Source organism: Variovorax sp. V15, from assembly GCF_041154425.1.
Lineage (GTDB): Bacteria > Pseudomonadota > Gammaproteobacteria > Burkholderiales > Burkholderiaceae_C > Variovorax > Variovorax guangxiensis.
In genome coordinates this window covers 3,811,203-3,824,196 of record NZ_AP028659.1, presented here as the reverse complement: position 1 = coordinate 3,824,196, position 12,994 = coordinate 3,811,203, and the positions used below count along the sequence as shown (strand labels likewise).

Below are 12,994 nucleotides of genomic sequence, written 5' to 3'. Positions count from 1 at the left end.
CACCCTGTACAGAGTGGGTCGAGCCTATCAGCAATTTTTAGTGTCAAAGGCTTGCACAATGGAAATTTCAGCGAAACCTCTCGTGCCGTGGATCGGCGGCAAGCGCCGCCTCGCGAAGCACATCCTTCCCCTGTTTCCTGAGCACACCTGCTACGTCGAGCCCTTCGCGGGCGCGGCGGCCCTGTTCTTCCTGAAGGAGCCGGCGAAAGTCGAGGTATTGAACGATGTCAACAGCGACCTCGTGAACCTCTACCGCGTGGTGCAACATCACCTCGACGAGTTCGTGCGGCAGTTCCGGTGGGCGCTCACGAGCCGCGAGATCTTCGGCTGGCTCAACGAGACGCCGCCGGCCACGCTCACCGACATTCAGCGGGCGGCGCGGTTCTTCTACCTGCAGAAGCACTCGTTCGGCAGTAGAGTTGAGAACCGGACGTTTGGCACCGCGACCTCTTCACCTGGCCGCATGAACCTGCTGCGGATGGAGGAGGATCTGAGCGCGGTTCATCTGCGACTGCATCAGGTCACCGTCGAACGGCTCGAATGGGCTGCGTGCGTCGAGCGCTACGACCGCAGCCATACCTTGTTTTATCTCGACCCTCCCTACTGGGGAACCGAAGGCTATGGCGTGCCGTTCGCGCTCGAGCAGTATGGCCGTATGGCTGTGCTGCTGAAGACAATGAAAGGTAAGGCTGTCGTCAGCGTGAACGACATTCCCGAGATGCGGCAGGCCTTTGCCGGCCTTACGCAGCGTTCACTATCGATCACCTACTCAGTCGGGCTTGCTGAAAACCGCTCCACAACTCGCGAGCTGCTCGTCACCAATTTTTGAACGAGGCGGCGGTCGAAAGACCGCCGCGTTGATCGCAGTGCAGGTAAAAAGAGGAGCAGCTCCTACCGTTCGTCATCACCAATGATGCCGCGCTTCGCCATACTTTCCCTAATCCGGGTAAGTCGATTTGGAATACCAAGGGCACGTCTTTTTGCAGCCAAATAGAGGCGATTCATGAAGTCATAGTCCTTGTCGCCAGCATCCAGGTACCACGTGTCAAGTGTTTCGCCATGCTTATCTTTTAAAGCGAAAGAAACGAAACCTTCCTCAGTTCGCTCATCGGTGCCGGCCCAGATTGCAATGCGCTCTTCGTCGAGTGCCAATTCAATAATGAGGCGTTCGAACTTCCAGTTAACTTCCCCTTTGTCGGTTCGTTCGCTCAAATCTCTGAGCAGTTCGTAATAGTCACTGGGAATTGACATTTTCAGTTCTCCTTGGCTGCCGCAACCTGTACAGAGCCTGCGGCGAGCTTTGTGTGAAGACGGGCGGTGCGAAGAATAAGAGCTTCGCGCTCTTCTGCTGCCCAACGGTTTACAGCTGACATTGATTCAAGTCGCTCATGAAGGGCGTCAACCTCCAAGGAAACGTCGGTCCAAGCTATGGCTTGGGCTGCACCTGGCAATTGGGTGGGATCTGGGAGGCGGGAGACTGCGTCACGAAGCTCGAACGCCGCTGCTGCCGCACCAGAAAGTTTCTTGGCCCGAAGCAGTTCAAGCAGGTTACGTGTCCGTCCTGCCATGTCTTGCAGGGTCGTTGCCGTTTGCAGGGTTCGTATGGCTTGAACCGCATTGTCCGCTGCCTCTCGCGCGGAATTGGCTGCTGACTTTGTCTTCACCAACTGCCAGATCGTGACACCGAAGCCGATCAAACTGACTGCAAACTCAATCGCTCCAAAAGTGTCCATAGAAGACTGGCCTGTCTCATTGTGTGCAGCTCGCTGTATGAAGCGAATGCCGCCTTGATGGTCATGTCGATTCTGCAATATGTTGTGAAATGTACGAGAGTGCCATGGCGTGGTGTTGTGTCGAAGCGACGCCGACTGGCGGATGGCCTTTGCTCCAGCGGCGGCTCACTAAGGCAGGTGGCCGCTCGTGACGGGGCTACGCGAGCACCTTTTAGCCATGGGCCACAGTGCTGCCGCCTAGAGTTGTATGGTCCTGCTCGCGACGCGGAGTCTTGACTCAGCGACGAATGAGCTCGAATCACTCAGTGCTCATCGAGGAGGATGCCGAACTTGTTTGGCGCATAAATCCTGATTTCGCGATTTTCGACGATCCTGTTCCAAAAATCATGGCTTTCGCCAGCTATTTCAATATGCAGCTCTTTGATTTGGTTTTTTTGAAGAATTTCAATTGCTTTTTTAACTAAAGCTGTGCCAACCCCCTTTCTTGCGTGAGTGGGTGGTACGTATAGCTTGTAGAGTTCCGCTTCTTCGCTACCTAAATTGATTGTTGCTATGCCGAGACTAACGCCGGCATCTTCGGCCAACAGGTAGAACGGGTCGTCTTCGCCATATATATTTTGAATGCCGTTCTTTTCCAGGTTTTCGGAGAGCAATTTTTGGAGTTCGCGTAACTGTTCGATAGTGGGGGATTCGTTAAATTGCATTTTCTTGAAGAGGATTTTGGGGGGAGTGCCGAAGGAGTGGTCGTAGCGCGATCATCACGCGCTTGTTCCAAAGGACATCACGAGCTTCAATTGGTCAGCCGTGTCGGGATCTGCCCCTAGTCTGAGGAGGGCGCTGCCGACCAAAGCCTCCATGGATTCAGTCGGGATGCCCAGTGTTTCATTGACCTGCCGCAGTTGCCAATACAGGTTCCGGCGAACGGCGGGATCAGTCTCGCGGCGCAGCTGCTGCATCGTCCGATGGCTCTGGTCGCGCAGGATCAGCTTGGACTTGATGGAAATGCCGTTGCGAAACTCCTGCTCGCCGACCAGCGGCGCCACGTACAGGCTGCGCAACTTGGCCTCCATGGCATTGAAGGCGGCGATATAAGCTAGCTTGAACTTCATTGCGTGGCATCCGGTGAAGCCCATGGCCAGGATGGAGAAGCCGTCTCGGCTGACGAGGTACATCGGGTGTCGCCGCCCCGTGCTGTCGACAAATTCACTGAACGCAAAATTGCGTTCAGTGAACTCTTCCGGCGCTTCAATTTTCCGGATGGCGCGGACCACGTCACCATGCCGCTTGCCGAAGTGCTCGGCGATCTGGAGGCTGGTCGCTGTGGCCTGACCATCCGTGATGCGGAGAGTGAGAGCGGTCGTCTCGGGTGAGTTCATCCGCGCCATTCTCTCGATTCCCACCGCGCTCTACCAGAGCCCTTTGGGCGCGTCCGCCGCGCGGGGCCGCTTACCCCTTACACCCATCGTTTCATGCCGCCCACGGCCCCGCCACGGCCCGGAGTGGCTCGCTTGACGTCAAGGGGGCGGCGCCCCCCGCCGCTGGGCGGCTCAGCCCCCGGCGCGCGGTCTTGACCCCGCCACGCCTGCTCGCTAGATGGGTCCGTTTCGTCGGGGCAGTCGGACCGGCGCGCGGACCGGCGGCGCGCCGCGCGGTGGCCGTTCGAGCACCCCCGTGGCAGTGGCGAGTTCTGACGAACTTTGAGGCCTGTGTTTGGCTTGTGGGGGGAGGGCGCCTGGATGGCTTCGCAGGGGACCAAATCCGGTTTGGGTTCGGGGAAAACCTGATTTCCTAATCGAGGGTGCCGAATCGGCCGGAAACCCGCATGGCGCCTAGCGATGCCCTGGTTAGGCCTCACCCTAATTCGGCCTAACCTAAAACCTAATTTTTTTGTAAGTTGTTGATTTATATGGGATTTCATTTTCCCAAGAATCAGGAATCGAAACCCTAATCTGGTTAGGTTGAGGTTAGGAAAAAATTAGGTTGTCTGGAACGGCCGAAACCCGCATGGATAAAGGCTTTGCGGTCGTTTCGTGATAGTCGATTAGGGATGTTAGGTTTCTCCCGAGCCCTCCCCGGAATTTTGAGAGGGCAAACAGCGGCAGCGCGACCATCAGGATCTGGTAGGCAACGCTTGGGCGAAAAAAAGCCCGCTGGCGCGGGCTGTCGTCGTCTCTGATGCTGACAGGCAGGGTCAAGTGCGGCGGATCTCAACTGGCCCGATACCGCTGTAAACCATAGTGCCGTCCTCGAGTGAGGTGACGGTCCAGCGGTCGTCTACATCGCCGGGTGAGACCTTGTAATCGGCCGGGCTCAGCGGTAGCTCGCGTTCTTCACGAGTCTTGTCGCTGTACCAGGCTGGCGTGTAGAGGGTGGTGCGTTCGGAGAAGAAATCGATCTGGCTCATCGAGGGATTGTCGCCATTCATGTTGGCCCCTTGAGCCATGGCTTGTCGAGGGCGCAGGCGGGGCCCGTGGCATCAACCTTCGCGACTGCAGTTCGGATGGCCTCGTAGCGCTCGTCGTTCCGTTCAGGCTTGTGCGACAGATGTTCCTGAGCAGGAAGGCACCACCAGACCTGTTTCCAATGGTCGTTGTAGCCATGCTGCTGCAAGCCTTCTATGCGCAGTCCGCCGCGCTTGATCTTCTTCACGCGCGCGTAGTCCACAAAGGGGGCCACCTCGGCAGCATCGCTGCGGCTGCGATAGAGGTGTGCCTCCTCATGAGGGTAGTTTCGGCCGGCGTCTCCGTAGCAAAGCCAGCCGCGCACCGGTCGCGCGCGCACGACTTCTTCGGGCAGCGGCTGGCCTGACTCGTAGAGGATGTAAACGTCGCACAACACTGTTTAAATATACAGTACTATTGCGCCATGGACGACGAGATCCCGACTGATAGTTGGATCTACTACTGCGCGCAGCAGCTGAAGCGGCACTGGCGCACGGTCGACCCTGACCAGCTCGAGGAGCTAGCCGCCGACCTGGCTCGCGAGCCGCATCTGAGGGCTCTGTCGCCGCAGGCGGCCGCAGCGCTCTATCTTGAGCCGGTAATACCGCCAAGCAGGACCGCATGAGCGGCGGAAAGGGCAATCCATGGCAACCTTGGTCGGAACAGCCTCGTGGGCCGAGAAGACCCTCATCGATTGCAAGCGCTTCTATCCACCTGGGGTGAGCAGCGCAGAAGGGCGGCTGCGCTACTACGCGTCGATTTTTCCGGTGGTGGAGGTGGACAGCAGCTACTACGCGATCCCCTCACAGACCATGGTTCAGAACTGGGCGGCGCGTACCCCCGAACACTTCGTCTTCAACGTGAAGGCCTTTCGGTTCTTCACGGGACACCAGACGGACGTGCAGGTGCTGCCGCGAGCGGTGAAGGAAATGCTGCCTGGCCGGAAGCGCCTGCTGTATCGCGATTCGGCAGAGGAGGTGAAAGAGGCGTTGTGGGGGGCGTTCGTTCTGGCGCTCGAGCCGCTGCGCGCCGCCGGCAAACTGGGGATGATCCACTTCCAGTTTCCGCCAACGGTTACGCCATCGCCTCGAGTCACGGCGCACATCGAACAATGCGCCGAGCGGCTGGGGCGCGACACCCTGAGCATCGAGTTTCGGCACAAGAGCTGGTGGGATGGGGCAGAGCGAACAGTTAGCACGCTAGCCTGGCTGCGTGACATCGGCGCAGTGCACACCATCGTTGACGGCCCGCAGGGGGCCGACAACAGCGTGCCGGCGGTCTGGGAGGCCACGCATCCGGACTACGTGCTCCTGCGGCTGAGCGGCCGGAATGCCGAGACCTACAACGCCGACGTGGCTACGGCCGCTGATCGATTCAACTACGAGTACTCCGACGATGAACTACAGAGTCTCGCTGCAGAAATGGTGCGCCTAGCCTCTAAGGTGAAGAGCGCGCATGCGATCTTCAATAATTGCGACGAGGACAAGGGCGTTCGCAATGCCCAAGACTTTATGCAGATGCTTCTAAGTTAAGCGGGCGCCATAGACGGGTCGCCCCACTGGACGTTCGAAGCCGCAAATAGACTCCGAGGATCGGCTTAATTGGTTAGCTTGATGGCGCCAGAACCTCAAGGGGCAGCCGTCCAAAGCAATAACCTGCAGAGTGGATGAAAATCGCCCATACCCCAGGTTGATTGACCTCGCAATCGACTATTCGAGCGAAACATGGCCTGGCAATTCGCCGGGGCGGTCCACTGAAAACTTTGAATGGATGCGACCATGCTGTATCGCCACTCGGCGACTGAAGTGATGCAGTAAATTCATATTCAATACCCACTGCGGCATCGCCAACGGACAGCACGCCAAACAAAATAAGCGCGAACCGCCCTGGCAATTTTGCGAAGGAAACGTGTTCAACTCCCGCCCCCAGAATATAGGCAAGTCCGTCTCGGGAATGAACACAATCAGCGAGCATCAAAGTACTGACATGCAATCCTGCGTCCCGATCGACCTCAGATGCTTCTCTGCTGACAATCACGTTGAATCCGGCTTTCCCCCCTTTTCCACCTTTGGCAACAATATCGCCGAAAGATGTGTCACCACCGTCGCTACCGTCGCCGCCATCCAAGCTCGCTTTGCCACCTTCACCTATCACTATGGGAATGCTCGTCCCGGGAGTGAGTTTAAGGATGCCCGTAACATATTCACCACCTTGTCCCCCTTCGCCACCTTGAGACCCTGGCCCAAAGGCTCCCGCGCCGCCACCTCCCGCGCCGGGAAATTTTCCGGGCATGCCGTTGAAGTTATATATATCCCCGCCTTTGCCGCCACCACCACCGCGCGCATCACCAATAGCGCCGCCTCCTCCTCCTCCGGCTCCTGGCGCGTTCCCGCCTGTTCCACCGAGATTGTTGATAGTCGATTCCACATCAGCTTCGATCAATAAGAACTGTCGTCTGACGGATTCCATTTCCGGGCGGTCAAGAATGGTCGCGACACGCTCGAGATGAAACAACTCAACCTTCAGCGGGCTCGCCAGACTTTCTAACTCTTTACGCTCGCGCAGCCTCAGTTCTTGGTTCGTAACGAACGCCATGCCCACGGCATCGTTCTTTTTTACCTTTGCCGCATCCGACAAGAATTTGACTTTGATTTCTTGGTAATCTTTTTCGCCGCGGGGAAAATAGACAGCCATGCTCCATGGCTCATTCGCGTATATGCAACGAGCATCCTGGCCGCCGTCCTTTCCTCCAAGTGGGTGGCTTGGATCGATGCTTTTAAATCCTTCGTGATGGAGAACTTGAGCGGCGAGCCTTTCCGATAGCGCCGAGCCGTGGGTCCACTCCCGCAAGCGATGCCAAGTTTCATCTACGCGATTCACCATACAGGTCTTCCTCGGAGTATCTAGCGACTTTAACCGCTGAGCGTAGTGAAGCTACCCGCGCGGCGTCGGCAGTAATCTTGTCGATGTGAGCAGTGGGGAAGTACCGCTGGACTTTGGACGCCATCGTCAGCGGTGTGCTGAATCAAAAGGTAGCTTTTGGGCTCATGGACGCCGGTCACAACGTCGAGTCTTCCCTCTAAAACCCGACGTTTGGAATCGTGCCCAAGCGAATAGCATCTCTTGCTGCACAGTCTTCATGCGTTCCGATGAAAATCGGGAAATGATATAAAACTATTTGGCCGTCGAGTCGGATGGAGAGGATGCGTTGGTCTCGCCTTCTGGACCATTTCCCCAAGTGATTACGCTGGCAATTCGCGTTCTGAATGAGTCTGAAAAAGTCATCAAACCTAGGGGGGAGCCAAAGCGGCGAAGCTCCTTGACTCTGGGCAACATTTCGTCCCAACACACTACAACCGGCTGAAGATACTGAAGTACAACTGGATTGGTCAAGAGGCCTTTGAGCATGAAACGATTATCGAATTTCCGTTTCTCGGTTTTAGTCATCGACCAATACAATGTGGCTGAAAAAGCAGCCTTTGCGCAAAGCATGACGAGTTGTTTTCGATCAAGTCCGTGATCTAAAAATTTCCCTATCATGTCTAAGCTCTCGAAGATCTGAGGCACATTGATTTCCAGCCGAACCAATGGATTTGGATGGGAGCCTTCGATGACCGCTGTCGGCAGAATCGGCTGACTTCCATTGAAGCGGAAGAAAAGCAAAGAGAGGCCGCACACCATCAGGTATATCAAGCCGGATAAAACTTCGGTTCGCTTCTCGTCATCGACGAAATCTGGGTCTGTGACATGTCGTAGTAGTTCGAAAACGTAGAAGTGCATGGCCTCAAAATCGGCAGCCAGTTCCGTCACATGGGAGACTAGCGCCTCTCGACCAACGAGGCGCTCATTGTGCGAAGCTTCAAAATCGTGGACGTCTGTCGTCTGCGCGGCATCGCCACGACCCCTCGCAAACTCGGCACGGATAACACCGTGCTCCTGCATGAGGTGCCCGACCTCGTGGAAATACACCCACGTGATAGTCGCGATGAATATGTTCTTGACGAGTTCCTCGTCGTTGAAGCACTTCGGGAGCTTTGTCCGGTCGCCGTAAAAATCATAGAGCTTGTCGACGCCGGAATCATTGGGAATGCTGCGCAAGAAAATGCAAAGCTCCTCCGCATCACGCCATACTTGGCGCACCAATTCATAGTGAATTGTGATGCAATGCTTCGGCGGTTCGCCTGCTCCATTCAGGATGGACGCGAAGGCTCCGAATTTTTCTTTCTCGTGCCAAGTAACCGTCAGCTCTCCGCCAAGTTTGGCGTACGTACTTTCGTTCAGATCCCGAGTGATGACGCCGATGATCTGACTCGCCAGCTCATAGATCTCGATGTCTTCCAATGAACACCTCCATATTGTGCAGTTCGCTCACTCTAGGGGAGAGTAGGCAGCATTTCCTATGAGAAGAAGCATACTCAAGGGCCCAAGCCTGCCCTGCCAAGTGAGGGCGAGGCATCGGCCGCATATGAACCGTCAGAAAGGCGGCGAGGGCCATGCCGAAAGCAGTCGCTCGCGATTGACTCATGTGTCGAGTGCGGCCCGGTAGAGCGCCGATGCAAGTCGGGTTCCGGACACAATACGGCAGCTCCGTTAGACGGAATCAGGTACGTTAGACACCAGCTGCGCAATGCAAAACGGTGACAGTGGCATAAGTCACTGTCACCGTTCAAGTTTTTGGTCGGGGCGAAAGGATTCGAACCTTCGACCCTCTGGTCCCAAACCAGATGCGCTACCAGGCTGCGCTACACCCCGACAAGCCTTCTATTCTAGCCCGGATAAAAGGGCCTCAGCGTTTCTCGTACTGGGTCTTGCCGAAAAGAATCTCTCGCTCCTTGTCGCCGGTGATCGGCTGGCGCAGATCGGCAAGCACTTTCACGCCGCGCTGCACGGCCGGGCGGGCGGAAATGCCGTCGAACCAGTCCTTCAGATGGGGGAAATCGGTAAGGGTGATTCCCTGATTTTCCCAGCTGCGCAGCCACGGGAAGATGGCGATGTCGGCGATCGAATAGCTCTTGCCCGCGATGAACCTGTTCTTCGACAGCTGCTTGTCGATCACGCCGTAGAGGCGCTTGGCTTCGTTGCTGTAGCGGTCGATGGCGTAGGCGATCTTCTCGGGCGCGTACAGGCGGAAGTGGTGCGCCTGGCCGAGCATGGGGCCGACGCCACCCATCTGGAACATCAGCCACTGCAGCACGTCGTAGCGCTCGCGGTCGCCGGTGGGCAGGAACTTGCCGGTCTTGCCCGCGAGGTACACGAGGATGGCGCCCGATTCGAAGAGCGAAATCGGCTTGCCGTCCGGACCATCGGGGTCGGTGATGGCCGGGATCTTGTTGTTGGGGCTGATCTGCAGGAAGTCGGGCGCGAACTGGTCACCCTTGCCGATGTTCACGGGGTGCGCGTGGTAGGGCAGCCCGCACTCCTCCAGCATGATGTGAATCTTGTGGCCGTTCGGCGTTGGCCATGAATAGACCTCGATGGGCGATGCGGGCATGTTGTCTGGCACTCCGGTGATGGGATGTGTTTGATGCGAGCCCGGCAGCATATACGTGCGAATTCAAACGCGTGCCGGCGCGGGAATTCGCAGTCTGGTTGGTGAAATTCGGGGAAATATCAACCGACTTGCTTCTCGTGCACGTTGCACCACATCCAGCTTTCACCGGGCTCGAGCGACCGGATGACGGGGTGACCTTCGGCGTGCGAGTGCCGCGTCGCATGACGGTTCTTCGACGAATCGCAGCAGCCGATGTGCCCGCAATGCACGCACAAGCGCAAGTGAACCCAGGTGTCCCCGGTCTTCAGGCAGTCTTCGCAGCCGCGCTGTTGCTGGGCGTGGGGCTGTGCGATCTCGGCGGGCACGTGGTCACAAGGTTTGATTGGCAACTTCGGACTCCTTCTGGTTTGAGCTGATGCGCTGTTCAGGCCACTGCCGAGGCCTGCGACAGGTGCTGGTGAATCAGCGCTACTGCGGCCGCGCCTTCGCCGATGGCGCCGCCCACGCGCTTGACCGAGCCCGAGCGCACGTCGCCCACGGCGAACACACCCGGCACGCTCGATTCGAGCGCCGCGGACGGCCGGGCCGGAAAGCCGCGGCTGGCGGCATCGCCGGTGAGCACGAAGCCATGCTTGTCGACCGCCACACCGCAGCCTTCGAGCCATGAGGTTTCCGGCTCCGCGCCGACGAAGAGGAAGATGTTGCGCGCAGCGCAGTCGTGTTCGTTGCCGGAGGTATGGCAGCGCCATGTCGCGCCGGTGAGGCCTTCGTCGGAGCCGCCATGAAGGCGAACGAGCTCGGTGTGCGGCTGCAGCGAGATATTGGGCGTGGCCTCGATGCGGTCGATCAGGTAGCGCGACATGCTGGCGGCGAGCGACGGCCCGCGCACCAGCACGTTCACCTTGGCCGCATGGCGCGACAGGAACACCGCGGCCTGTCCGGCCGAGTTGCCGCCGCCGACCAGCGCCACTTCTTGCTGCGCGCAGATCTTTGCTTCGATGGCAGAGGCCCAGTACCAGACGCCGCGGCCCTCGAATTCTGCAAGCCGCGGAACGTCGGGCCGGCGGTAGCGCGCGCCGCTGGCGATGACCACCGTGCGCGCATGGATCGTGCGGCCGTCCGCCAGCGTGACTGCCAGGCTCTCGAGCGCGTTTTCTCGCGAGCAATCCAGCGACGCGACCTTGGCCGGAATCAGCATCTCGACGCCGAATTTCTGTGCCTGGACGAACGCTCGGCCCGCCAGCGCCTGCCCCGAGATACCGGTGGGAAAGCCGAGGTAGTTCTCGATGCGCGCACTGGCACCGGCCTGGCCGCCGAATGCCCGGCAGTCGAGCACGATCACGCGTAGGCCTTCGGAAGCCGCGTATACCGCGGTCGCCAGCCCGGCAGGCCCGGCGCCGACGACGGCCACGTCGTACAGCTCGTTGCGCTCCGCCGTATCGACCATGCCGAGGCAGCGCGCCAGCGCATCGTCGCTCGGGTTGACCAGCACCGAGCCGTCCGGGCATACCGCCAGCAGCTTGCAGGTTCCGTACTGGGCGAGCAGGGCGGCGGCGTCGGGGTCCTGGGCAGCGTCGACCAGGTGATATGGATAGCCGTTGCGGCGCAGGAAGTTCTCGAGCCGGGCCATGTCGGGCGACTGCGGCTGGCCGATCAGGACCGGGCCGCTGGCGCCCGATTCGATCAGCGCCACGCGCCGGAGGATCAGTGCGCGGGTGATGCGCTCGCCAAGGTCGGCTTCGGCGACCAGCAGCGCGCGCAATTGTGCGGGCGACACCAGCAGCGCCTCCACATCCTCGTCGGCGTGGCCGTCGACGAGGGCAGGGCGGCCGCTCAACTGGCCGACTTCGGCCAGGAACTCTCCCGGTCCTTGCCGCACGATCGGCACCACATGACCGAGCCCGTCGCGTTGCGTGACAGCCACGACGCCTTTCAGCAGCACGAACATGCCGGGGCCTGTTTCGCCCGCGGTGAACAGCCTGGCGCCGCGGGCGAACTGTTGCACGGTGCCGAAGCGCGCGATGCGCGCAATCTCCGTGTCACTGAGGACGGGGAAGGTCTGATGGAGGCGGCTGCTGTCGGTGCCGTTGGCGGCGGTTGTGGCCATGTGTGGAACTCCGTTTCGCGAATCCATCGCATTAGACGACGAAGCTGGCCCTGTGGGTTGCAGCCGTTCTGCAGGCAGCGTTGGGCTGTAACAGCGTCACGCGCCTGCAATTTTCCTGACATGCCCGCTTCATCGCAGGTGCGGAGACTCCCTCGGCAGAAAGGGTTTCCCCATGAAAGAACTGCCCAACCCGACGTTTCCGCTTTCGCAGATCGGGCTTCGCGCGGCCTTGTGGCCCGCTCCCGCGGCTGGTGCTCCTGCCGCTGCGGCCCGTACGTCGGTGCCTCAGGCCCCCGCAGTCATCCTGCCGCAGGCCGTCGAATCCAAACAAGGTATCACCGTTGGCTGGGCCCGCCATGTCGACGACGTGCGTGCTGCCCAGCGCCTGCGCTACGACGTGTTCGTCGGTGAAATGGGCGCCCGGGTTTCCTCTCCGGTCGCCGGTCACGACATCGACCTGTTCGATGACTTCTGCGAACACCTTCTGGTGCGCGACGAACTGACCCAGCAAGTCATCGGCACCTACCGCGTGCTCACGCCCGCCCAGGCCCGCCGGGTCGGCAGCACCTACAGCGATACTGAATTCGACCTCACCCGCTTGCGCGACCTGCGCGAGCGCATGGTGGAACTGGGCCGCAGCTGCGTGCACCCCGACCATCGCCAGGGCGGCGTGATCCTCGCGCTCTGGGGTGCCCTGGCCGGCTTCATGCACCGCAACAAGCTCGACACGATGATCGGCTGTGCGAGCATCCCGATGTCACATAACGGTGTCACGAACGGTGACGCCGCTGCCAGCATCTGGCGCCAGGTTTCGGCCAAGCACATGGCGCCGATCCAATATCAGGTGCAGCCCCGTCTGCCGCTGCCGGTCGAACGCCTCGACAGCACGCTCGACGTTGAGCCCCCGGCGCTCATCAAGGGCTACCTGCGCCTGGGCGCGAAGGTCCTCGGCGCGCCGGCCTGGGATCCCGATTTCAACGCGGCCGACCTGCCGATGCTGATGCGCATCGACGACCTGCCGGCGCGTTACCGCAAGCACTTCCTGGGCGCATGAAGCCGGCGGCCGACCGGCCCGGAACCGGGCCGCTCGCTTCTCCTCCCGGTGCCCTCGGCCAGCAAACCGCCGGCCTCGACGCGTCACGGAATAGTCATGGAACTGTCACAAGAGAGGCTGACACTGTCATATTTCAGCCTGTGTTCCCTCCTGTGTCGCCTGCCTCAG

Annotated in this window: 15 protein-coding genes and 1 tRNA gene; 4 read left to right on the top strand and 12 right to left on the bottom strand. The window is 59.5% G+C overall.

Features of this window, described 5'->3' with window-relative positions:
* The first annotated feature begins 58 nt into the window (after positions 1–58).
* Positions 59–829 carry a DNA adenine methylase gene (locus ACAM57_RS18085; protein WP_369658374.1) on the top strand — a complete coding sequence of 257 codons (771 nt, stop codon included), beginning with the start codon at positions 59–61 and terminating at the stop codon, positions 827–829.
* Between the two features lie 62 nt (positions 830–891).
* Here the strand turns inward: ACAM57_RS18085 and ACAM57_RS18080 are convergent, their stop codons facing one another.
* The 6 genes from ACAM57_RS18080 to ACAM57_RS18055 form a co-directional block, all read right to left on the bottom strand.
* Positions 892–1,251 (bottom strand): hypothetical protein, encoded by a 360-nt coding sequence (locus ACAM57_RS18080; protein ID WP_369658373.1) that lies wholly within the window; start codon positions 1,249–1,251, stop codon positions 892–894.
* A 2-nt stretch (positions 1,252–1,253) separates the two neighbouring features.
* On the bottom strand, positions 1,254–1,733 hold the full coding sequence (locus tag ACAM57_RS18075) for a hypothetical protein (protein WP_369658372.1): 480 nt from the start codon (positions 1,731–1,733) through the stop codon (positions 1,254–1,256).
* Positions 1,734–2,035: 302 nt separating this feature from the next.
* On the bottom strand, positions 2,036–2,437 hold the full coding sequence (locus tag ACAM57_RS18070) for a GNAT family N-acetyltransferase (protein WP_369658371.1): 402 nt from the start codon (positions 2,435–2,437) through the stop codon (positions 2,036–2,038).
* Between the two features lie 54 nt (positions 2,438–2,491).
* Positions 2,492–3,109, bottom strand: a complete 618-nt coding sequence (locus ACAM57_RS18065) for a Rha family transcriptional regulator (protein WP_369658370.1) — start codon at positions 3,107–3,109, stop codon at positions 2,492–2,494.
* A gap of 815 nt (positions 3,110–3,924) precedes the next feature.
* The gene (locus ACAM57_RS18060; RefSeq protein ID WP_369658369.1) at positions 3,925–4,137 is read right to left on the bottom strand and encodes a hypothetical protein; all 213 of its coding nucleotides are present in this window, start codon (positions 4,135–4,137) and stop codon (positions 3,925–3,927) included.
* Between the two features lie 17 nt (positions 4,138–4,154).
* Positions 4,155–4,568: a hypothetical protein gene (locus ACAM57_RS18055; RefSeq protein ID WP_369658368.1), complete on the bottom strand. Its 414-nt coding sequence runs from the start codon at positions 4,566–4,568 to the stop codon at positions 4,155–4,157.
* A 30-nt stretch (positions 4,569–4,598) separates the two neighbouring features.
* Between ACAM57_RS18055 and ACAM57_RS18050 the strand changes: the two genes are divergently transcribed.
* A complete protein-coding gene (locus ACAM57_RS18050; RefSeq protein WP_369658367.1) occupies positions 4,599–4,799 on the top strand; it encodes a hypothetical protein in 201 nt (66 codons plus the stop codon).
* A gap of 19 nt (positions 4,800–4,818) precedes the next feature.
* Positions 4,819–5,706, top strand: a complete 888-nt coding sequence (locus tag ACAM57_RS18045) for a DUF72 domain-containing protein (protein WP_369658366.1) — start codon at positions 4,819–4,821, stop codon at positions 5,704–5,706.
* Positions 5,707–5,779: 73 nt separating this feature from the next.
* Here ACAM57_RS18045 and ACAM57_RS18040 read toward each other — a convergent pair whose 3' ends face one another.
* From ACAM57_RS18040 to ACAM57_RS18015, 6 genes are all read right to left on the bottom strand, one after another.
* Entirely contained in the window at positions 5,780–7,057 is a 1,278-nt protein-coding gene (locus tag ACAM57_RS18040) for a glycine-rich domain-containing protein (protein WP_369658365.1), read from the bottom strand.
* A 291-nt stretch (positions 7,058–7,348) separates the two neighbouring features.
* Complete coding sequence (locus ACAM57_RS18035; protein WP_369658364.1) at positions 7,349–8,515, bottom strand: hypothetical protein; 1,167 nt, start codon at positions 8,513–8,515, stop codon at positions 7,349–7,351.
* 334 nt (positions 8,516–8,849) lie between these two features.
* Positions 8,850–8,926: transfer RNA gene (locus tag ACAM57_RS18030), tRNA-Pro, on the bottom strand.
* A gap of 34 nt (positions 8,927–8,960) precedes the next feature.
* A complete protein-coding gene (locus ACAM57_RS18025; RefSeq protein ID WP_369658363.1) occupies positions 8,961–9,665 on the bottom strand; it encodes a glutathione binding-like protein in 705 nt (234 codons plus the stop codon).
* A gap of 119 nt (positions 9,666–9,784) precedes the next feature.
* Positions 9,785–10,030 (bottom strand): UBP-type zinc finger domain-containing protein, encoded by a 246-nt coding sequence (locus tag ACAM57_RS18020; protein WP_206169455.1) that lies wholly within the window; start codon positions 10,028–10,030, stop codon positions 9,785–9,787.
* 59 nt (positions 10,031–10,089) lie between these two features.
* The gene (locus ACAM57_RS18015; RefSeq protein WP_221297484.1) at positions 10,090–11,772 is read right to left on the bottom strand and encodes an FAD-dependent oxidoreductase; all 1,683 of its coding nucleotides are present in this window, start codon (positions 11,770–11,772) and stop codon (positions 10,090–10,092) included.
* Positions 11,773–11,944: 172 nt separating this feature from the next.
* Here ACAM57_RS18015 and ACAM57_RS18010 point away from each other — a divergent pair, with 172 nt between their 5' ends.
* Complete coding sequence (locus ACAM57_RS18010; protein ID WP_126019026.1) at positions 11,945–12,826, top strand: GNAT family N-acetyltransferase; 882 nt, start codon at positions 11,945–11,947, stop codon at positions 12,824–12,826.
* The last annotated feature ends 168 nt before the right edge of the window (positions 12,827–12,994 follow it).

What these genes read in the sequence shown, in the direction of transcription:
- ACAM57_RS18085 (WP_369658374.1), top strand. Translation starts at nt 59, where the DNA reads ATGGAAATTTCAGCGAAACCTCTCGTGCCGTGGATCGGCGGCAAGCGC.
- ACAM57_RS18080 (WP_369658373.1), bottom strand. Translation starts at nt 1,251, where the DNA reads ATGTCAATTCCCAGTGACTATTACGAACTGCTCAGAGATTTGAGCGAA.
- ACAM57_RS18075 (WP_369658372.1), bottom strand. Translation starts at nt 1,733, where the DNA reads ATGGACACTTTTGGAGCGATTGAGTTTGCAGTCAGTTTGATCGGCTTC.
- ACAM57_RS18070 (WP_369658371.1), bottom strand. Translation starts at nt 2,437, where the DNA reads ATGCAATTTAACGAATCCCCCACTATCGAACAGTTACGCGAACTCCAA.
- ACAM57_RS18065 (WP_369658370.1), bottom strand. Translation starts at nt 3,109, where the DNA reads ATGAACTCACCCGAGACGACCGCTCTCACTCTCCGCATCACGGATGGT.
- ACAM57_RS18060 (WP_369658369.1), bottom strand. Translation starts at nt 4,137, where the DNA reads ATGAGCCAGATCGATTTCTTCTCCGAACGCACCACCCTCTACACGCCA.
- ACAM57_RS18050 (WP_369658367.1), top strand. Translation starts at nt 4,599, where the DNA reads ATGGACGACGAGATCCCGACTGATAGTTGGATCTACTACTGCGCGCAG.
- ACAM57_RS18045 (WP_369658366.1), top strand. Translation starts at nt 4,819, where the DNA reads ATGGCAACCTTGGTCGGAACAGCCTCGTGGGCCGAGAAGACCCTCATC.
- ACAM57_RS18040 (WP_369658365.1), bottom strand. Translation starts at nt 7,057, where the DNA reads ATGGTGAATCGCGTAGATGAAACTTGGCATCGCTTGCGGGAGTGGACC.
- ACAM57_RS18025 (WP_369658363.1), bottom strand. Translation starts at nt 9,665, where the DNA reads ATGCCCGCATCGCCCATCGAGGTCTATTCATGGCCAACGCCGAACGGC.
- ACAM57_RS18015 (WP_221297484.1), bottom strand. Translation starts at nt 11,772, where the DNA reads ATGGCCACAACCGCCGCCAACGGCACCGACAGCAGCCGCCTCCATCAG.
- ACAM57_RS18010 (WP_126019026.1), top strand. Translation starts at nt 11,945, where the DNA reads ATGAAAGAACTGCCCAACCCGACGTTTCCGCTTTCGCAGATCGGGCTT.